Origin of the sequence: Xenorhabdus sp. SGI240, assembly GCF_040081915.1 — a bacterium.
GTDB classification, from domain to species: domain Bacteria; phylum Pseudomonadota; class Gammaproteobacteria; order Enterobacterales; family Enterobacteriaceae; genus Xenorhabdus; species Xenorhabdus bakwenae.
Window position 1 is genome coordinate 1 of record NZ_JBEBMB010000047.1, and the last position, 20009, is coordinate 20009.

The 20009-nt window shown below is 43.2% G+C and carries 21 protein-coding genes; 5 read left to right on the plus strand and 16 right to left on the minus strand.

The annotated features are described in order from the left end of the window. Positions 1-92 precede the first annotated feature (92 nt). On the plus strand, positions 93-935 hold the full coding sequence (locus ABLA76_RS11455; protein WP_348988020.1) for an IS110 family transposase: 843 nt from the start codon (positions 93-95) through the stop codon (positions 933-935). 11 nt (positions 936-946) lie between these two features. On the opposite strand, the gene ABLA76_RS11460 is transcribed toward ABLA76_RS11455, so the two are convergent. From ABLA76_RS11460 to ABLA76_RS11485, 6 genes are all read right to left on the minus strand, one after another. Further along, positions 947-1279: a hypothetical protein gene (locus ABLA76_RS11460; RefSeq protein ID WP_348988021.1), complete on the minus strand. Its 333-nt coding sequence runs from the start codon at positions 1277-1279 to the stop codon at positions 947-949. 81 nt (positions 1280-1360) lie between these two features. After that, entirely contained in the window at positions 1361-2902 is a 1542-nt protein-coding gene (emrB, locus tag ABLA76_RS11465; protein ID WP_348988022.1) for a multidrug efflux MFS transporter permease subunit EmrB, read from the minus strand. A 9-nt stretch (positions 2903-2911) separates the two neighbouring features. Continuing rightward, positions 2912-4147 (minus strand): multidrug efflux MFS transporter periplasmic adaptor subunit EmrA, encoded by a 1236-nt coding sequence (gene emrA, locus ABLA76_RS11470; RefSeq protein ID WP_348988023.1) that lies wholly within the window; start codon positions 4145-4147, stop codon positions 2912-2914. Between the two features lie 241 nt (positions 4148-4388). Further along, on the minus strand, positions 4389-4904 hold the full coding sequence (mprA, locus tag ABLA76_RS11475) for a transcriptional repressor MprA (protein ID WP_047769131.1): 516 nt from the start codon (positions 4902-4904) through the stop codon (positions 4389-4391). 129 nt (positions 4905-5033) lie between these two features. Beyond that, a complete protein-coding gene (ygaH, locus tag ABLA76_RS11480; protein ID WP_047769133.1) occupies positions 5034-5369 on the minus strand; it encodes an L-valine transporter subunit YgaH in 336 nt (111 codons plus the stop codon). A gap of 41 nt (positions 5370-5410) precedes the next feature. Then, entirely contained in the window at positions 5411-6148 is a 738-nt protein-coding gene (locus ABLA76_RS11485; RefSeq protein ID WP_348988105.1) for an AzlC family ABC transporter permease, read from the minus strand. Here ABLA76_RS11485 and ABLA76_RS11490 point away from each other — a divergent pair. Beyond that, the gene (locus tag ABLA76_RS11490; RefSeq protein ID WP_235428329.1) at positions 6054-6251 is read left to right on the plus strand and encodes a hypothetical protein; all 198 of its coding nucleotides are present in this window, start codon (positions 6054-6056) and stop codon (positions 6249-6251) included. The genes ABLA76_RS11485 and ABLA76_RS11490 overlap by 95 nt on opposite strands. Before the next feature lie 142 nt (positions 6252-6393). Here the strand turns inward: ABLA76_RS11490 and proX are convergent, their stop codons facing one another. Genes proX through proV form a run of 3 tightly spaced genes read right to left on the minus strand, consistent with a single transcriptional unit; the run spans position 6394 to position 9767 of the window. Next, the gene (gene proX, locus ABLA76_RS11495; protein ID WP_348988106.1) at positions 6394-7404 is read right to left on the minus strand and encodes a glycine betaine/L-proline ABC transporter substrate-binding protein ProX; all 1011 of its coding nucleotides are present in this window, start codon (positions 7402-7404) and stop codon (positions 6394-6396) included. Further along, positions 7397-8575, minus strand: a complete 1179-nt coding sequence (proW, locus tag ABLA76_RS11500; RefSeq protein ID WP_348988024.1) for a glycine betaine/L-proline ABC transporter permease ProW — start codon at positions 8573-8575, stop codon at positions 7397-7399. Before proW ends, proX begins: the two co-directional genes overlap by 8 nt. Beyond that, entirely contained in the window at positions 8565-9767 is a 1203-nt protein-coding gene (gene proV / locus ABLA76_RS11505; RefSeq protein WP_348988025.1) for a glycine betaine/L-proline ABC transporter ATP-binding protein ProV, read from the minus strand. The genes proW and proV overlap by 11 nt, the downstream gene beginning before the upstream one ends. Before the next feature lie 1490 nt (positions 9768-11257). Between proV and ABLA76_RS11510 the strand changes: the two genes are divergently transcribed. Continuing rightward, positions 11258-11743, plus strand: coding sequence for a methylated-DNA--[protein]-cysteine S-methyltransferase (locus tag ABLA76_RS11510; protein WP_285811412.1), 486 nt, complete (start codon positions 11258-11260; stop codon positions 11741-11743). Positions 11744-11932: 189 nt separating this feature from the next. Then, positions 11933-12142, plus strand: coding sequence for a transcription antiterminator/RNA stability regulator CspE (gene cspE, locus ABLA76_RS11515; protein WP_047769142.1), 210 nt, complete (start codon positions 11933-11935; stop codon positions 12140-12142). An 80-nt stretch (positions 12143-12222) separates the two neighbouring features. On the opposite strand, the gene crcB is transcribed toward cspE, so the two are convergent. The 3 genes from crcB to lipB form a co-directional block, all read right to left on the minus strand. Then, the gene (gene crcB / locus ABLA76_RS11520) at positions 12223-12597 is read right to left on the minus strand and encodes a fluoride efflux transporter CrcB (protein WP_348988026.1); all 375 of its coding nucleotides are present in this window, start codon (positions 12595-12597) and stop codon (positions 12223-12225) included. A gap of 15 nt (positions 12598-12612) precedes the next feature. Further along, on the minus strand, positions 12613-13578 hold the full coding sequence (lipA, locus tag ABLA76_RS11525; protein WP_047769191.1) for a lipoyl synthase: 966 nt from the start codon (positions 13576-13578) through the stop codon (positions 12613-12615). Positions 13579-13696: 118 nt separating this feature from the next. After that, positions 13697-14332: a lipoyl(octanoyl) transferase LipB gene (lipB, locus tag ABLA76_RS11530; RefSeq protein ID WP_348988107.1), complete on the minus strand. Its 636-nt coding sequence runs from the start codon at positions 14330-14332 to the stop codon at positions 13697-13699. Between the two features lie 183 nt (positions 14333-14515). On the opposite strand from lipB, the gene ABLA76_RS11535 reads away from it, so the two are divergent. Continuing rightward, positions 14516-15976 (plus strand): TrkH family potassium uptake protein, encoded by a 1461-nt coding sequence (locus ABLA76_RS11535; RefSeq protein WP_348988027.1) that lies wholly within the window; start codon positions 14516-14518, stop codon positions 15974-15976. 198 nt (positions 15977-16174) lie between these two features. Here the strand turns inward: ABLA76_RS11535 and ybeD are convergent, their stop codons facing one another. From ybeD to mrdB, 4 genes are all read right to left on the minus strand, one after another. Next, positions 16175-16438, minus strand: coding sequence for a DUF493 family protein YbeD (gene ybeD / locus ABLA76_RS11540; protein ID WP_047769148.1), 264 nt, complete (start codon positions 16436-16438; stop codon positions 16175-16177). Positions 16439-16547: 109 nt separating this feature from the next. Next, the gene (dacA, locus tag ABLA76_RS11545; RefSeq protein ID WP_047769150.1) at positions 16548-17756 is read right to left on the minus strand and encodes a D-alanyl-D-alanine carboxypeptidase DacA; all 1209 of its coding nucleotides are present in this window, start codon (positions 17754-17756) and stop codon (positions 16548-16550) included. A gap of 176 nt (positions 17757-17932) precedes the next feature. Then, a complete protein-coding gene (rlpA, locus tag ABLA76_RS11550; RefSeq protein WP_348988028.1) occupies positions 17933-18880 on the minus strand; it encodes an endolytic peptidoglycan transglycosylase RlpA in 948 nt (315 codons plus the stop codon). A 12-nt stretch (positions 18881-18892) separates the two neighbouring features. Beyond that, positions 18893-20005, minus strand: coding sequence for a peptidoglycan glycosyltransferase MrdB (gene mrdB / locus ABLA76_RS11555; RefSeq protein WP_285811405.1), 1113 nt, complete (start codon positions 20003-20005; stop codon positions 18893-18895). Positions 20006-20009: the final 4 nt, after the last annotated feature.

Below are 20009 nucleotides of genomic sequence, written 5' to 3' on the forward strand. Positions count from 1 at the left end.
CGGAAGCAATGCACGATAAAGTCATAGGAACTTTCATTGAGCGTGAAAACTACATTTGAGATGTGTATCTAACTATTTAGTACATGACCACCATGAAGATTACAACAGTGGGTATCGATCTGGCAAAAAATGTTTTTCAGGTCCACGGCGTCGATGCACAGGGTAAAACGGTACTCAAAAAACCGCTACCGCGCGCGAAAATGCTGACGTTTTTCGTCAACCTGTCACCTTGCCTGATTGGTCTGGATGCCTGTGGTGGGGCACATTATTGGGCACGTAAGCTGCAAGGTTTTGGTCACGAAGTAAAATTAATCGCGCCACAGTTTGTTAAACCCTATGTCAAAACCAATAAAAACGATGCCACCGATGCGGAAGCGATATGTGAAGCGGTGACACGACCGAATATGCGCTTTGTCCCAATAAAAACAGAAGAACAGCAAAGCATCCTGTCGGTACATCGCGCACGAGAGGGATTTGTCAAAGCCCGTACAGCGCAGGCCAATGCCATTCGTGGTTTCCTGGGCGAGTTTGGGATCGTTATCGCTCAGGGAATAAAGCAGATTGCAGTACGACTGCCCGAGATTCTGGAGGACGCCAGTCATTGCCTGCCAGAGACCTTCAGGCAACTGCTCCAGCGGCTGGGTGAACACCTGAAAGAGCTTGATCGTCAGGTTGCGGAACTGGAACAGGAAATTCAACGCTGGCATCGTGGCAATGCAGACAGCCGGAGATTATCGGCAATACCGGGTATCGGCCCGATAACGGCCAGCGCGCTGGTCGCATCGATAGGGGATGCTGGACACTTCGCCAATGGTCGCCAGTTGGCGGCATGGCTGGGTCTGGTTCTCCGACAATCGAGAAGTGATGGCAAGACAGGTCGGACCGTGATCAGGAAACTCTGGTGTCATGCAAGCGCTTATAGCGCGTCGAAATGATAAGAGCCTGGTCAGCGAATTCCATCAGGGACAGGGGCGACGGCCTCAACTAAAGTCCGGATGTATGGCTGCACATGCTCAGTATAAAACGCTTTAAAATGACGATAATGGCTCATGTGAAATAAAATGAGGAGGGTCATGACCTCGCTCAGAGACAAGGAAGTAGCACGATGACGTTTAAGCAAGTTATTCTCGATGAGCTGTTGTTCCCAAAGAGGAATAAATTTTTGGCAAAAATCATCGACGCCGCAGAAAAGTTCTTCTAAAGTAACCATAGCCTGAGGATCTCCACCATTTTGTTTTCTAAACAAAAACTTTGATCGTGTCTCAGGCGCTTCGTTCATTTTTTCCTTCCTTTCTTAAACGAAGTTCAGGTAACGGGAGCAAATACTCCCGTTAAAACCTGCCTATTCAATGTCATAAGCTTAATGTGCTCCGCTGTGGTCTTTACCTCCGGCAGAAAAAGGCGGTTTTGCCAGCCAGATCAATAACGTCAAGGCGAGGAATATCCCTGCAGAAAGCCAAAAGATCTCATTGGCAGAGATAATTAACCCTTGATGAGTGATCTGTTTTGCCAGATAAGCTGATATTTGTTCATCATTCATGCCCAATTGAGCTAATTGCTGATGCATTTGCTGATAATTCGGGTTATATGGGTTGATGTACTCCGTAAGGTTCGAGTGGTGCATAGATTCACGTTGTGTCCACATTGTGGTGGTGAGGGATGTCCCAATTGAACCCGATAATATACGGGTAAAATTTGACAGGCTGGAAGCTGAGGCCATTTGTTCTGGAGCCAGTCCTGATAATGTAATGGTTGTCAACGGCATAAAGAAACAGGCCATGGCAAGCCCTTGAACAAACTGAGGCCATGCAGTAGCGGCGAAACCCATGCCAGGTTCAAAGGTATATGCCCGCCAATAGAAGCAAATAGCATAAGTAATGAAACTAAATGTCACGATATAGCGCATGTCTATCTTATGGCCAAATTTGCCAATGACAGGTGATAATAACAGTGGCAGCAATCCTATCGGTGCGGCCGCAAAGCCAGCCCAGGTTGCGGTATAGCCGTAAACTTCTTGTAATAGCTGTGGCAGTAAAACAATCGAACCGAAGTACATCATAAAGCCGAGACTAATACTCAGTGTACCAATGGAAAAATTGCGTAGCTTAAACAGGGATAGATCGATTATCGGATGATCATCCGTCAGTTCCCATATGATCAGCAAAATAAGTGCGATAACAGCAGTAATAGTAAGGATAATAATCCCGGTGGAATTAAACCAATCAAGTTCCTTGCCTTGGTCAAGCATAATTTGCAGGCTGCCAATACCAATCACTAGCAAGAACAGTCCAGTAGCGTCAATGGGGCGGATTTCTGTTTTCGTTTCCCGGCCACGCAATAGCTGCATGATGATAAAAATAATTGCGATACCAAGAGGGATATTGATGTAAAAGATCCATCCCCAGTGGTAGTTATCACTGATATAACCGCCAAGGATAGGTCCGCAAATAGGGGCAACAACGATCATTATCGACCATAGCGCTAATGCCATGTTACGTTTCGCGGGGGGATAGTTATTTAACAACAAACTTTGGCAAAGGGGGAGTACAGGGCCTGCGGCCAACCCTTGCATAACGCGGAAGAAAATTAACATACCGAGGCTGTTGGAAAGGCCACATAGCCAGGATGAAAGAGTAAAAATTGCGGTAGACCAGAGGAACAATTTCACCTCACCGAAACGCTTCGCTAACCAGCCGGTAATAGGTATGGATATTGCGTTTGCGACACCGAAGGAGGTAATCACCCATGTTCCCTGCGAGCTTGATGCCCCTAGATTACCCGCAATCGTCGGTATGGCGACGTTAGCAATGGTAGAGTCGAGAACAAGCATGAAAGTCGCCATTGAAAGAATAATAGTCAAAAGGGCGAGTTTCGCACCTGTAAACGGTTCTCTTGTTACCATGACGCCCCCTTAAATTTGGTTTCCTGAATTACTATTAATAATGTCAGTAACTATTTTGTTTGCAGAAGCCATATCTATCGTCAACGCATTGGTTTGATAGGCCGGAAGGGTACGGCCGGTGGTTGCCAGTACAGTTCCATCAGTGTTCGCTGTGCCCACGGTGACTTTTGTTGATAACCCAATGCGCAAAGGATGCTGTTTTAACTGTTCAGGAGCCAGCGCAATACGGACAGGTAAGCGCTGTACAACTTTAATCCAATTTCCGCTGGCATTTTGTGCGGGCAATAGAGAAAAGGCGCTCCCGGTTCCCATATCAATGCCTGCAACCTTGCCGGTATAGACAACATCGTCACCATAGAAATCGCTGACGATTGTAGCGGGCTGTCCAATTCGCATGTTTGCCAGTTGGGTTTCTTTGAAATTGGCCTCAATCCACATATTGTTGACAGGTACAATCGCCATCAATGGTGTCCCTGTATTGATACGGGAACCTACCTGAACGCTACGGCGGGCGACATAACCATCAACAGGGCTGACAATATTGGTTCTCTGCAAGGCGAGCCAGGCATCACGAACACCGGAGGCCGCTTTTTCGATAGCTGGCTGTTTTTCCAGCGGAGTATCCAGAATAATGGCTTGATTGCTTTTATATTGAGCTATTGCGACATCCAAATCAGCTTGGGCAGCAGAGACCGTTTCGCGCATATGTTGCAACTCTTCTTTACCAATCAGATTCTGAGTTCCCAATATTTCCCTTCGATTGAGATCACTTTGGGCTTTTCTGAGAGCAATTTTTTTCAGCTCAATGATGGCCTGATATCTTTTACTGTCGATAATGTGTTGATGAGTGATTCGGACAGTATTGGCTAATTCATTTTTGGCTCTTTCCAGAGCCAATTCAGCGTCACGGGGATCGAGTTGGACAAGGGGCTGACCACTTTTCACAAAATCAGTATTGTCAAAATTAACAGTCACGACACTGCCTGCAATTTGCGACATGACTTGTATTTGATTACCTGTAACATAGGCATTCTCGGTTTCTTGGTAGTAACGTAAAGTGAGAAACCAGTAAACGCTATAGCCAGCCCCAAGCAGAAGGAAAAATAACGTCAATAACGTAATGATATGGCGGCGTTTCTGTTTTTTAGTTCTATTTTTTGTTTTCACCTTTGCAGAAGAGTGTTTTTCGCTTGAGGATAGCGTTTTTTCGCTAGACGGAAGTGATGCTTTCTCACTAATACTCATGGAGAGTCCCCATATTTGTTTTTAACTTATGATTAATTGTGTGGCCCGACAGGACAAAACACGTTTCCAGTAGTGTGCGCTTACACTACTGGAAGAGACGAACGATATGGATTTAAGTATTATCTGAAGATAATAATCAGCCATACGAAGTATCTGATGATACAGGCTGGTAGAAAAGTTTTTTTAGAAAATGTTGCTATAACATGTTTTCTTAGTTCAAAACCGTCCAGAAGAAAGGCAATTACTTACTTAAACAATCCCCAATATTATCTAATTGCCCCAAAACCTTTCTCATCAATTTTTCTAACTGTTTTTTCTCCTCTGAATCCAGGATAGACCAAAGCTTAACCAGGCATTCATGCTGTGGTGGAAGTAAACCATTCAAGAAATTTGAACCTTTTTCTGTGAGATGGAGATGGAGACAACGACGATCATTATGGCTCTCCTTTCTCTCTATCCAGCCCTGCTTTTCTAATTCATCTGCAATTCGGGTTGCATTTGTACGGGAAGAGCCTAATGCAGCACTGAGTTCTGATGGCTGAATGCTACGGCTTTCTTTGGTATCCAGAATCATCAGAGCCATAAACAAGGTTTCATTGATTCCTTGTGCTTTCAGCATGTTGTTGCGATTTTCCAGAAGCCTGCTTTGGACATGCATGGATAAGCGGGTGAGTAATATCTCTTGGTAGGGTAAACTTTTTTGCTGCGCTACACGGCAATTAAGTAACTCTTCTGTGGGAGTGAATGAACTTTCCATTGTTTAGATACCTTATTAGTTTCAACCGGTAAAGTAACTTTTGTTAAAAACCATACAAATACTATATTAAAAGTTAAATTTAGCAATTATAGTTATTTATTATCATCACATTTCTTTTGATATTGATACCTAATTCATAAATAGCTTGAATGCTATTCCAAAGGCTACGGCACCAGACAGTGTTGAAATAATGATGCTTCGAGTTTTGTAGAAAAATAGGCAGATGGTTAGGCCGCCAATGAGGGTCGGAAAAAGTTTGCTGTGCTCCTTCATGACGTCAGGAATGCTTGAGACGATAAGGAGTGAACAAATTGATGCAATACCAATGCTGTCGAGTATGATGCTCATTTTCCCCTTTTTTTCTGTCGGTAAGTGGTTAACACCCAAACGCAGAGGAAGATAGCGGAATAAAAAATTGGCCACACCTACAATAAGTCCGATAAGAAGTATTTTATTATCAATCATATAATGAGCTAAGTATGTAATATATTAATTAGGTAAGGTATTCACCATGCATTTTTAGTTTGCAAAAGTGCAGCTAAACATCCACTCGTAATCCCTGCAAAAATGGCAATGGGGATTGAAAAGAATGTGATCCCTATTAATGCGCCTAATAAAGCAGCGGTAACACAGTAGGTGTTTTGTTTTTTGAAAGAGGCTAACAAAAAACTTAAAAATAGGGCCGGAAGCATAAATATCATGGCAGCTTCAATGGCGGGATAAGAGTTCAAATAGCCATTACCCAGTATGGCCCCAGCTACTGTACCCAGCACCCAAGAGAGCCAGGAACATATTGCAATGGCAACCATCCAGTTTTCGCTCCAGCTTCGTTGGTCTTTAATTAATTTAGCTGTTGCTGCGGCAAAAACTTCGTCAGTCAGGCCAAAAGCCCAAATTACGGTTTTCTTTTCCGATAATTTTTGTTTGATGCGATAACGTAAGGCCGGGCCATACAAAATGTGGCGGATATCCATTGCCATTACGGTTAGCGCAGAAAACCACAATGACATTCCTGCGCTTAGTAAAGCGGTGATGACAAACTGGCTGGCACCAGCATAAATGACACATGAAAAAAAGATGGCTTCTATGGGGGTAAACCCCAGTTTAGTCGCGCTTAAGCCAAATGCAAAAGAGACGGGAATATAACCAATGGCGATTGGGAGACTATCAAAAATACCTTCTCTAAATGAAGAAGCCTTGCTGGGTAGCGGTTTCTCAGATTCTGATGTAACCGATATTGGTATATCAGGTACAGATTTATCAGGTATTGGCATAGAGAATTTTGTTTTTTTGTTAACAGATGAAATAACTTTAACAAAATATGACGAAAGTGAAAATATGAAATAGATAAATTATTTAAATAATGTCATTAAGAACAAAAGGATTGATGGTGATGGAAGAGTGTGCACTAGGTAGCCGTGAATTTTCGTTAACATTTTTACGGCTATCATATGCAGAGCAGAGTGAAGGTAGTGAAGGTAAAGTTAATTTATGCTTTATTAGCGGCTTTTCTGGCTGTTTTTAGCCAATTGTCTACCGTTTTCTGGTGTGATTTGATCCAGTCTTCAGCTTGGCGCTTAATATCAGCTTCTGAAATTTTAGCGCTATGCATAAGACGATTTTGAGCACTAATATCAGTAATAGGCAAGGTCATAACAGCAAAAAGTTTTGCCGCAGCAGGGTTCTTTTCTGCCCACGCTTTATTTGCCACGATGCGCATGGAACTGGGGGGAAAACCATAGTTACGGCCGTTAGGCAACTGGGTATTGAGGGGTTCTCCCTCGCCGGTAGCAGAGAAGGGAACTTGCAGCCAAATGACATCTTTTCCGGGTTTCAGTACATCACTCACCCAGTAAGGTGTCCAGGTATAATAAAGGATGGGTTTACCTGCCCGATAGCGGGCGATAGTGTCAGCCATCATGACCGCATAATTGCCTTGGTTTTGTTTCACGGTATTTTCTAATCCATAAGCTGTTAAGTGATGGTTGATTGCGCTTTCACATCCCCATCCTGGCTTACAACCTGTCAAATCTGCTTTTCCATCTCCATTCGTATCAAATAGTTTGGCAAGTTTAGGATCTTTTAATTGAGCGATATTGGTGATGTGATATTTCTCTGCGGTTTTTTTATCAATCAGATACCCTTGAGCCGCATTGACGACGTAATTTCCCTTGCGATAGAAGATATTATCTCCTCCGGCCGCTTTATATGGGACGTCATGGAGCGGTACCCAACTGACAGCCATAAAGGTGGCATCACCAGCAGCAATGGAAGTGTAAGCGACGTTATAATCAACTTCCTTGATCGGTTTGACATCATAGCCGAGTTTTTCTAATGCGTTGCAGACAATCAAAGTCTGAAATGTTTCTTCGCTGATTGTACTTTGTAGCGGTTGCACACTGATACCTTTACCGGGAAGCTCAGTTGCAGATGCGACTGACGATAAGGAAATACTCATGAATGCTATCAGGAAGGTTCCCAAAATGATCCTCTTATTCATGATCTCGTTGCATAAGGTGATTATGCGCATGATTGTTTCCTCCTTTTGTTGTCAGAGTGGGTCGCGTTTTGGACGTATTATTTTGACTGGCATGATTTTTATGGACGGTTTTTTTCTTTGAGCGAATTGAGATAAAAAGCAGGTGAAGTAATCCTATTGGCCCAGAGTGATACCAGTATTTCCCTCTGGTTCGCTGACTTTTACCCAAGGATTGCGTCAGTCTATCAAGGATAATGGCAAGAATGACAATGCCTGTACCGCCAACGGCGGCCAATCCTATATCAAGGCGGCCAATACCGCGCAATACCATCAGCCCCAAGCCGCCAACCGCAATCATGGAAGCAATGACGACCATGGAAAGCGCTAACATCAACGTTTGATTCACACCCGCCATAATTGTCGGCATTGCCAGTGGCAGTTGAACTTTGAACAACATCTGCCTCGGGCTTGCCCCAAATGATCTGGCGGCTTCAATTAAATCTGATGGAACTTGTTTTATTCCCAAAATTGTCAGGCGAATAATAGGCGGTAACGCAAAAATGATGGTGACGATGACGCCGGGTACATTACCTATGCCAAACAGCATGACGATGGGAACGAGATAAACGAAAGCAGGCGTGGTTTGCATGGCATCCAGCAAGGGGCGAACAATTTTGGCGAGTCGTTCATTGCGGGCCAACCCGATCCCAAGAGGAAGCCCGATGATAAGGCAGAACAGTAGGGCGGTTAGCACCAGAGCCATGGTTATCATCGCTTCTGACCATGCTCCAATGGCACCGATCATAATCAGTGAAATTAAAGCGATCACGCCTATTCCTGCCCCTGCAATTTGCCAGGCCAGTAACGCAAAAAACAAAATGGTGATGGGAGGGGGCAATGTCGTCAGGAACTGCTCAAAACCCGTGAGGACAAAATCTACCGGAACACGGATGACTTGAAAAACAGGCCGGAAATGTACGACCACCCAATCGATGATACTGGTCACCCATGAGTCAAACGGAATTAGCTTATGCTGAAAAGGTGACATGAAATGAAAGTGTTCTGGCGGAATATGGGTTGCAGACGTATTCAACCAATCGTGGTTTGATGCAGGAGCAGCGGTGCTACTGTCCATCCAGGGGTCACTGTTATTAATGGGATCAGTGACTGTCTGTGGAGATTTATTGTCCATTGGGTGCCTCCTTATCTAAGGCCTGTAGCAGTATTCCTTTGGAAATGACACCTAAATAACGGCTATTGCCATCTATGACAGGAACGGCGCAGGGAGATTGCGCAACAGTGGATATCAATTCATTCAGCGGAATCTCTGCCGAAACGGCGGTTGGTTTTTCCAATATGGCATGCTCAATGGATTTTTTTTCTGCCACTGCCTGTTGCAGGGAATGGGCAGATACCACACCAATAAACTTCTGGTTTTTTTCGATTAAATAGCCATAGTTTCTGTCTTCATTATCCAGCACTTGCAATGCAGAACGGGGACCAAAACCTGTTGCGGCATGAAGCAACGTTTCTGGCCGGCGGCGGGCAATGTCTTTGGCTGAGAAGACATGTCCAATATCCACACCACGGAAGAATGTTTTGACATAATCATTCGCGGGGCTATTCATAATCTCATCAGGTGTGCCGACCTGAACGACAATACCGTCTTGCATGATGGCAATGCGATCACCGATACGCATTGCTTCATCCAAGTCATGGGAAATAAAAACCACGGTACGTTGATGTTCCCCTTGCAGGCGCAGTAACTCATCTTGCATTTCAGCACGGATGAGAGGATCGAGGGCTGAGAAGGCTTCATCCATTAACAGAATATCGGGATTGTTAGCCAAAGCTCTGGCTAACCCAATACGTTGTTGCATCCCACCGGAAAGTTCATCGGGATATGATAGCGCGTAGTTTTCGAGATTGACTTGTTGCAGCGTTTCAAGTGCTTTTTGATGACGCTCTTCTTTGGGGACTCCTGCAAGCTCCATACCAAACGCCGTATTCTCCAGAATATTCAAATGTGGCATAAGAGCAAATGATTGGAAGACCATGCTGATCTTGCTGCGACGAACGTCTCGTAGCTGAGTTTCTGTGATGGTAGAAATATCTTCGCCGTCGATAAGTACATGGCCTTTGGTAGGCTCTATCAGACGATTGAGAAGACGTACTAGTGTGGATTTACCGGAACCCGATAATCCCATGATCACAAATATTTCGCCTTCTTCAATGGCCAGATTGACATCCTGAACACCGACGGTGAGACCTGTTTTTTCAAGTATTTGTTCTTTACTGAGACCAGCCGCTAATAACTTAAATGCTGGTCCCGGATTATTGCCAAATATTTTATAGAGATGCTTAACTTCAAGTTTGACAGTCATGGAATAATATTTCCTGTTGTGAATGATATATTGTGTTCAATTACTCCGGTGCTATTTTACCAATCTATACCCTAACATATTAAAATGCACAGACAACCCCTTATTTAATATCGTTAATAAAAAGTTATGTTTTCTCATAACATAATATTGAAAGAGTAAAGTGAATTTTTTGGTATTAATTTAATGAAATTCAACTGGGTAAATGATTTTTTTCAGATAACAAAAAAGGTCATTGTCATAAATGAATTTAATTTTTTTGTATTGTATTGCATTGGTTTTTATGATTTTTTGGTTTTTTATGCTTACTTTTGAGTTGTATAGTGACACATGTGCTAACCATAGAAAAGCTTATGAAAAAGTGATGGGTTTAAATTTTTATCATAAATATATTTGTGGAATTAGTGAATATGATTCAATTTTGCAGGATTTATACCAATCCAACTTCAGGATGCGTGTTATATTTTCCCGTGCAGCGGGGAAATATAAGGCCTCACGTCATCTGGCGGGTTGCAACTTGAAGTTTATCGAGTATAAATGGATTTTTTTGGAAATAAATAACGGTATAACAATAGCATATGTTATTTGTAATTATTGTTTTTTTATAATTAATTAATCACATGGTATGGAATTGAAATTCAGTGTTCGATATTTATTTTATGTATTTTCTATGTTTTGAAATTTTACAGACAAATTTCCAATGGGTTTTTATATTATACCAATCCAACTTCAGGATGCGTATTATATTTCCCCGCGCAGCGGGGGGAATATAAGGCCTCGTGTTGTCTGACGGATTGCAACTTGGAATTTATCGAGCATAAACAGTGTGTGAATAGATCTGAAATTTAATATCTAATAATGGGTGAAATAACGAATTGAAATCCATTGTGCCTGATTCATCATTTCACCATTCTAAGAATAGAAAATGGTCATTGTTGAAAAAAGAGTCAGAAGCTTGAGTGCCTGGGAGATGATCTTCACTCAGTTTGTGAGTAAACGCTGTTAATGCTTGGGTATAACTGGCTTGTTCGCCCCATTGAGTTGATTGGCAGCAGTGTAGTGTTGTATCTCTTTTAGGGCAATTAGCCCCGATTGTCGTTTTCTAACCTGGAATCGACCGATGATATGCCACTGTGTTTGCCACAAATGATAACACCTCTAGTAAAATTTCTGGGTGCTATATTATTTAATAATAATAAAAACTAACATATGTGTATTATGTTGAGATAATTTAATTGTGAAATTTATACTATATATGGTTGCTAACTTAATTTTTTTATCTATATATGGTGTTTTAATCTTTTTCAAAGAGGTAACATTAAAAATAAAATATTATAACTTATTGGCAGAGCCATAATTTTAATTGTCAGAGGGCGCGATGGTTTCTTTATCAAATTGTCAGATGTGTAACCGAATTCATCATTGCAAATTGATGAATGAGAGATTTAGGCTAGTACAGAAATTTTCAATAATAAATTAAATGGAGGTAGTTTATGTATCATCATTACCTGAATACTCCAGAAGGATTTCCCAAGCCTTATGTACATATCACTGCGGACGATGAAGGAGTAACCAGTATTTATTTCGTCAACGAAAAGAAAGAATTAGAATCGAAGAGTGTGATAACCAAGCAGTGCGCGAAAGAGTTGCAAGAATATTTTAAAGGGAAACGACTAACGTTTACCGTTCCTTTAAGTATGCAGGGAACGGAATTCCAACAGCGTGTTTGGCAGCAACTTTGTAAAATTCCTTGTGGCGAAATGTGGAGTTATAAACAATTGGCACTCACATTGGGATCGGTAAATTATTGTCGTGCGGTCGGTATGGCGAATTCACGCAACCCTATTTCATTAATTGTGCCTTGTCATCGGGTGATTGGACATGATGGTAAATTGGTTGGCTATACCGGTGGGTTGGATATCAAAAGGTGGCTACTTGATCATGAAAAGAATAGAAAGGTGAAAAGTAAACAGAATTAAAATAAAACGCTAATTTATTTGTGAAATCACCATTGGCGTATAAAATCAATCAATGTAATTAAACAAAAAGTGTGTTTTTTTACATTCGGTTATAGGTTTCGTGATCTATGTTGCAGACAGTGGACTATATTATTTGCTGTACTGTACGTGACACAGAGTTCGTGTCTTTTTTATTAAAGGTAAGTTTTAATGTCAAAAATTAAAGGTAACGTTAAGTGGTTTAACGAATCCAAAGGGTTTGGTTTTATCACTCCAGAAGATGGTAGTAAAGATGTTTTTGTACACTTTTCCGCCATTCAGTCTAGCGGATTCAAAACTCTGGCTGAAGGCCAAAAAGTAGAGTTTGAAATTACTGAGGGTGCGAAAGGTCCATCTGCTGCAAACGTTGTCGCAATCTAACTTCGGATCCCGTATTCTGAAAACCCGTTTTGATAACGGGTTTTTTTTGCCTTATTGTTTTTTAGACAGTTATAAGACCCTTACAGTTTGTTCATCACTGCAAAAGCTAATACTGTCATCAACAATGAACCTATCACGTTCACCAAAATGCTAAACAGTGCCCAACCTATTCTTCCTGCTTGCAATAGATAAACCACTTCAGCAGAAAAGGTGGAAAAGGTCGTTAGCCCACCGCAAAACCCTGTCGTTAGCATGAACTTCCAAACCGAATCGAGATGTGTGGCTTTGTTAAAATAGGCCAAACCCAATCCAATGATAAAGGCACCAACACAATTAGCCGTCAGTGTACCAACGGCAATTGGGGAAGCAGGACTGTTCAGGCGGAGGCTGATGAGCCAGCGTAGGACACTACCCAGGCCACCACCAATAAATACAGCAAATAAAATATTCATCATGATGGTGGCAACAGATTATTTGATTTCTACGCCCTTGGCCTGCAAGTCAGCATGGTATGAAGAACGAACAAAAGGACCACAGGCAGCATGGGTAAAGCCCATTTCTAACGCAGCTTCTTTCATTTCATCGAATTCGGCGGGGCTGACATAACGCTGCACTGGCAGGTGATGGCGGCTTGGTTGTAAATATTGCCCCAAAGTCAACATGGTGACACCGTGGCTACGTAAATCGCGCATGACCTCCAAAATTTCTTCGTTGGTTTCGCCTAATCCCACCATTAAGCCTGATTTGGTCGGAATATCTGGATGTGCTTCTTTGAATTTCTCCAGTAGTTTCAACGACCAGGCATAGTTAGCACCGGGACGAACCTGACGATAAACCCGTGGCACATTTTCCAAATTATGGTTAAACACATCAGGGGGAGTTGCGGTCAGAATTTCCAGCGCTCGATCCATACGACCGCGGAAATCTGGCACTAACGTTTCAATCTTAATTGATGGGTTTTTTTCACGAATAGCCGTGATACAGTCAGCAAAATGTTGTGCACCACCGTCACGCAGATCGTCACGGTCAACCGATGTAATAACGACATAACGCAGCCCCATATCCTGGATAGTCTGCGCAAGCTTGAGAGGTTCATTGGCATCAGGTGCATTTGGGCGGCCATGAGCGACGTCACAGAATGGACAGCGACGAGTACAGATGGCGCCAAGGATCATAAAAGTGGCGGTTCCGTGGTTAAAACACTCAGCAAGGTTAGGGCAGGAGGCTTCTTCACAGACAGAATGCAACCCATTTTTGCGCATTGCCGCTTTGATACCCTGAATGCGGCTGGAATCCGCAGGAAGTTTGATTTTCATCCACTCAGGTTTACGCAAGAGTGCTTCACGTTCTGTGGCAATTGTTTTCACAGGGATCAAAGCCATCTTGTCTGCGTCGCGGTATTTGACACCACGTTCCATCTGAATTGGTTTACTCATAATCGTGCTGCTTCCAGTTATATTCTTCAGATTTTGACTTACCTGCCTGATGGTGATGAAAAAATATCGAGGCAAATAAATCCATTCAAATTTTTTTGAAAAATGTTAAAAAATTATATCATCTTTCGTTGATAAGTTGGAATCCCAAGATCTGACAGAATTTTTCCACCAGAATGGGTTGTACATCTTCAATGGTCACGCCGGTGACGAAGTCACTGAGTTGGATCATTTGCATGCCTGTATAACCACAGGGATTTATGCGTAAAAATGGTTGTAAGTCCATTGCAATATTCAGTGCCAGACCGTGGAAAGAGCATCCTTTTCGGATACGCAACCCAAGGGAACATATTTTGTTACCTGCGACATAAACGCCGGGGGCATCTGGGCGTGCATAAGATCCCACGCCAAAATGCGCCAGCGTTTCGATTACGGTATTTTCGATTGAGGTGACCAATTGACGCACCCCAATTTTTGACCGTTTCAAGTCAATCAAAACATACATGACCTGCTGTCCGGGACCATGATAAGTAATCTGCCCCCCCCTGTCTGACTGGACGACAGGGATATCACCCGGTGCGAGTATATGTTCAGCTTTACCGGCCTGACCTTGCGTAAATACTTTTTCGTGCTGGACAAGCCAAATTTCATCAGCTGTTTCCGCTGTACGTTGCTCGGTGAACTGGTGCATAGCATCAGAAACCGGTTCGTAGGGCTGAATACCTAACTGACGTAAAATAACGGTGTTATGTTGCAATGGAGATTTCATCATTCATTAACAAAAAGTGCCCGCCAGTATAACGCTGTAAGTTGATTCCCACCAGTTTGAGAGTGCCTTAATGCAATAATATTGTTCATTAGACGAATATATTTTTATTTTATATTATCATGGTTATATATTTTGATGATTTCCCCTTTAATCTCCTGTTTGGGCTAGCAGATGGTCAAAAAAAACCAATTCCTGATTGTTGGGCATCTTTGTAGTTTTCTGGTGCTCCTTTACAGCCTCTCAATGTTGCTGCCTACTTTTGTGGCTCTGTTTTATAAAGAAAAAAGTGTTTTTGCTTTTTTTGAGACATTTGTCATTGGCTTGGTTACAGGTGGAATAGGCTGGTACTTTACCCGTAAAATCAAAGCACAGCCCAGTACGCAAGATGGATTTCTTATCATTGTACTTTTCTGGTTGTTGTTCTCATTGCTCAGTGCCTTGCCTTTTGTGCTTGATAAAAGTTTAAACATTAATCTGGTGGATGCAATGTTTGAAGGGATATCTGGCATTACGACTACCGGAGCCACGGTATTAAATGATGTCTCAGCCCTGCCCAAGTCCGTGCTCTATTATCGCGCTCAACTCAATTTTATTGGTGGTTTGGGCGTCATCGTCCTTGCCGTTGCTATCTTGCCTTTACTGGGGATTGGTGGTGCCAAACTCTATCAATCAGAAATGCCCGGCCCTTTCAAAGAAGAACGGTTGACGCCACGGCTTGCGGATGGTGCCAAGAGTTTGTGGGTAGTGTATCTGTTGTTGGGCGGTCTCTGTTCAGTCAGTTTTTGGGCCGCAGGAATGTCGTGGTTTGATGCTGTCTGTCATGGGATCTCAACGGTTTCTTTGGGCGGATTTTCCACCCGCAATGAGAGTCTTGGTTATTACGACAGTGCAGCCATTGAAATGGTGGGCGGCATTTTTTCGGTTCTGTCAGCCGTCAACTTTACGCTCTATTTTGTTGCTCTGACGCGCAGGAGCTTAAAACCGCTGCTAAAAAATGCTGAATTGCAATTTTTCTTACTGGTATTGGCAATGATCGTTGGCATTATCTGGTTAGAATTATACCGCTCAGGCATGTATGGCGTGACAGAAGCCTTTGTTCACGGCTTTTTCATGACCAGCTCCATGATGACGGATAATGGTTTGGCGACCGCAGATTATGCTCAATGGCCTCCCCATACGATATTGCTATTGCTGGCAGTGAGTTTTTTTGGTGGCTGCGTGGGTTCAACATGCGGCGGTATTAAAGCCCTCCGTTTTATGATCCTGGCAAAACAGAGTGTTAGTGAGGTTAACCAGCTCATTCATCCCAATGCCATCTCTACGATCAAAATTGGCAAATCTGTGGTTCAGGAAAGGGTGCTGCGTTCTGTCTGGGGATTCTTTTTTCTTTATATCTTTTTTAGCTGTTTTTTTATCTGGGCGTTGAACTTGCTCGGTTATGATTTAGTGACATCATTTGCCACCGTTGCTGCTTGTATTAATAACATGGGGATAGGATATGGCGCGACAGTGCAAGGCTTCGGTGATCTTGATCCTACAGCGAAATGGATGATGTGTGCAGCAATGTTGTTGGGAAGATTGGAAATTTACCCAATATTGATTTTATGTTCAAAAACGTTTTGGCGTTTTTGAACATAATGCCAGATAGAACATCAATTAATTTTATGGCGTATTGGGCTAAATCTCTACGAGATAATCATTCCTGAGTCTGACTCAATGTTTTTACTGACAATGCGCTGACGTGTAAATCAGCGCATTGTGTTTTAATGGATCGTATTTTAATGGATCGTATTTTAATAGATCGTATTTCAGTGAATTGTGGTTGTACCATTAGAGCACAACGCGAACCAACTCCAACTGACCCAACTCTTCATACAGCGTTTCAACTTGCTCAATATGTGTCGCATTGATGGTAATGGATACGGAATGATAATTGCCTTTGCTGCTGGGTTTCACGACCGGAGAATAATCGCCCGGTGCATGGCGTTGAACGACTTCAATAACTTGATCCACCAGCTCAGGTTGAGCCAAACCCATCACTTTGTAGGTGAATGAACAAGGGAACTCAAGCAGTTCATTTAATTTCGTTTTCATGGGCACTCCTAAAATATATTTGCCACGGCATCGTGGTTGATTTGCCGTGGCGTGATAATTTTCTAACGGTATGTCATTAATATAGGCTCAATATCTGGCTTTCAAGAGATCAACCGAACCAGTGGTGGAACATCAGTCGGATATAGTCGATCATGCGGCTGAAAAAGCCCCCTTCTTTGACTTCCTGCATTACGACTAATGGACGTTGTTCAATGGTTTTTCCGTCAAGCTGGAAGTTGATAGTTCCAACAATCTGATTTTTAGCGAGCGGCGCGTGCAGTTCGGTATCGTTCAGTACATAGCTGGCTTTCAGGTCTTTCAAACGGCCACGGGGGATAGTCAGGTAAACATTTTTGTCAACGCCCAGCTGGACTTTGTCAGTATCACCAAACCAAATAGGCTCTGACGCAAATTCTTTACCGACTTGTAATGGTGAAACCGTCTCGAAGAAACGAAAACCCCACGTCAATAATTTTTTGCTGTCGGTTTCACGTCCCTTGAAGGTTGGGCTGCCCATCACCGCAGAAATCAAGCGCATATTGCCTTCGGTAGCAGAAGCAACAAGATTATATCCCGCACCGTTGGTATGGCCCGTTTTAATACCGTCAACATTCAAGCTCTTATCCCATAACAGGCCATTACGATTAGGCTGGCGAATGTTGTTGTAAGTAAAATCTTTTTCTTTGTAGATAGCGTATTCATCCGGTACATCACGGATTAGGGCCTGACCAATCAATGCCATGTCATGAGCAGAGCTATATTGACCGGGAGCATCCAGGCCATGAACGGTTTGAAAATGGGTATTTTCCAGCCCCAAATTTTGCACATATTGATTCATCAAACTGACGAATGCATCCTGGCTGCCTGCCACATAATCCGCCATCGCAACGCAGGCATCGTTGCCAGATTGCAAGTTGATACCGCGCGAAAGCATAGCGACAGAAACCTGATCACCGGGCTTTAAAAACATCAGGGATGAGCCTTTAAATACCGGATTACCCGTTGCCCAGGCATCTTTACCGACAGTAACGATATCTTCCGGTTTGATTTTTCCTGATTTAATGGCCTGGCCAATGACGTAGCTGGTCATCATTTTGGTCAGACTGGCGGGGTCGCGGCGGATATCTGCATGCTTTTCGGCTAATACCTTTCCTGAATTGTAATCAATCAGAATATAGGCTTCTGAATCCAGTTCTGGTACACCCGGGATCATGGTTTTGAAATTATCATCCGCGTAGGCAGATGCGGAAACGCTGGCAGCCAGAGCAATGCCTAACGCGGCTCTTTTAATAAAACGGGAAGTAACGATGTATTTCATGATTGATTAGATAACATCCGTGAGAGAAGGATTGATAATAAGTGACATAATAACAAATGGAAAAAAAGCTGACATTAAACAAAACTGGTTGCAGCCGATTTTATCTGCCTGCTGACAGGAAAATATCAGCAGGCGGTGATGCTATTTATCGCGTTATCGTGATGGTGTTGCCTGAATCAGGGAGCAACAATAAACGAGGATTGCTGCATCTGATCTGTCAGTTTCTTTTGTAATTCCATAGCTTGCTGGCGGTTATTGAATGGTCCCAGCTGGACGCGATAGACGTTACCAAATTGGAAAATACGCCCTTGAACGTTAAAGCGCTGGCTCAATAACTGTTGCCATTCTTTGGCTTTTTGTTCAGCGCTGATTGCGCCCACTTGCACCATGTAACCGCTTGTTGATTCAGGTGCAGGGGATGTAGTCGCAGGTTGGCTAGTTGTATTTTCAGTCAAACTTTGCTCAGCCGGTGGTTGTGTTACGGTATTTTCGTCAGCCGAATGAGCTGCTATAGCAGGAGGCGTTGATGATTGGGAACTCAGATTAGGTCTTTCAGGTAACGCAAAGCTCTGTTTAACAATCGTCGATCCTTTTGTTCCCAAACCGGAAAGTGAGCCATCAGGTGAAACGAGAATACCATCCAATTTCACTTTGCTTTGTGGCATCAAATTGAGTCGCTCCGCTACTGCATGAGATAATTCGATTATTTTCCCCGGCTTATTGTAAGGGCCTCGATCATTGACCCTAACAATCATCATGCGTCCATTGCTTAAGTTGGTGACACGAACATAACCTGGAATAGGCAGTGTCGGGTGCGCTGCCGCTAAAGCATAGGGACTCGCTCGTTCACCAATTGCGGTCAGTTTTCCATTGGATCCTTCACCGAACCAACTGGCATAGCCTGTCTGGGTAAAGTGAGCCGGGTCTTGCACTATGTGATAGGTTTGCCCATCCCGCTGATAATCCTGGTTGGCACTTGGATGGTAAGGCTCATATTGAGGCTCCGCCCCCAAAACATCACGCGTTGGAATCGGCGGAAGGGAAGATGTCCGATCGTGACCGGTCATGTTACAGCCTGATATCAGTACAGCTACGATGCTAAGTATAAGCCACTGTTGACGCATGAAACTTCTTCCTCATAAGCTTTTGGACAATAATTTACGATGCGTATGTATCGACATGATAATGCCGAACCCCGCCATTAGGACAATTAATGCTGATCCCCCATAACTGATCAACGGCAGGGGAACACCGACTACCGGCAGGATACCGCTTACCATACCGATATTGACAAAAACATAGACAAAGAAAATCAGTATTAATCCTCCGACCATGACCCGGCCGAAAGTATTCTGCGCTTTGGTTGCAATAAACAAACCACGTATAATGACCAGTAAGTAAAGCACCAGCAAAACCAGAACGCCAATCAACCCCAACTCTTCAGACAGAACGGCGAAAATAAAATCGGTATGTCGCTCTGGCAGGAATTCCAACTGCGATTGAGTGCCTTGTAACCAGCCTTTTCCAAATATTCCCCCTGAGCCAATAGCAATTTTGGACTGAATGATATGGTAACCTTTGCCCAATGGATCACTTTCTGGATCCAATAGCATCATAACGCGGGCGCGTTGGTAATCATGCATCAGGAAGAACCACAATATTGGGATGAAACAGGCAAGCAGCAAAACAGCAATGCCAATGAGTTTCCAATTCATTCCTGCCAGAAATAGGATGAATATCCCAGAGGCAGCAATCAAAATAGAGGTGCCTAAATCGGGTTGTGCTGCTACCAGTAGAGTCGGGACAAAGGTCAAAACCAGTGCAATGCCCGTATTTTTCAGTGAAGGTGGACAGAGATCTCGATTCATAAAGCGAGCTACCATCAAAGGTACGGCGATTTTGGCAATTTCTGACGGTTGGAAACGTACAATACCTAGATCCAGCCAACGTTGCGCCCCCTTACTAATCTGCCCAAAAACATCAACGAAGATGAGCAGAATGACACAGACAATATAGAGATAAGGTGCCCAGTTTTCGTACATGCGTGGAGGAACCTGAGCTAAAGCGATCATCACGATGAGACCCATGATGACCTGCCCTATTTTTCGCTCCATCATATCTATGTCTTGCCCACTGGCACTCCACATAATGAAAAGGCTGTAGACCAGTAATGCCAGAACGCATAGCAGTAATGGAATATCGATATGTAATCGGGTCCAGAAAGGAACCTTGTTTGGTGAATCTGTCATGATG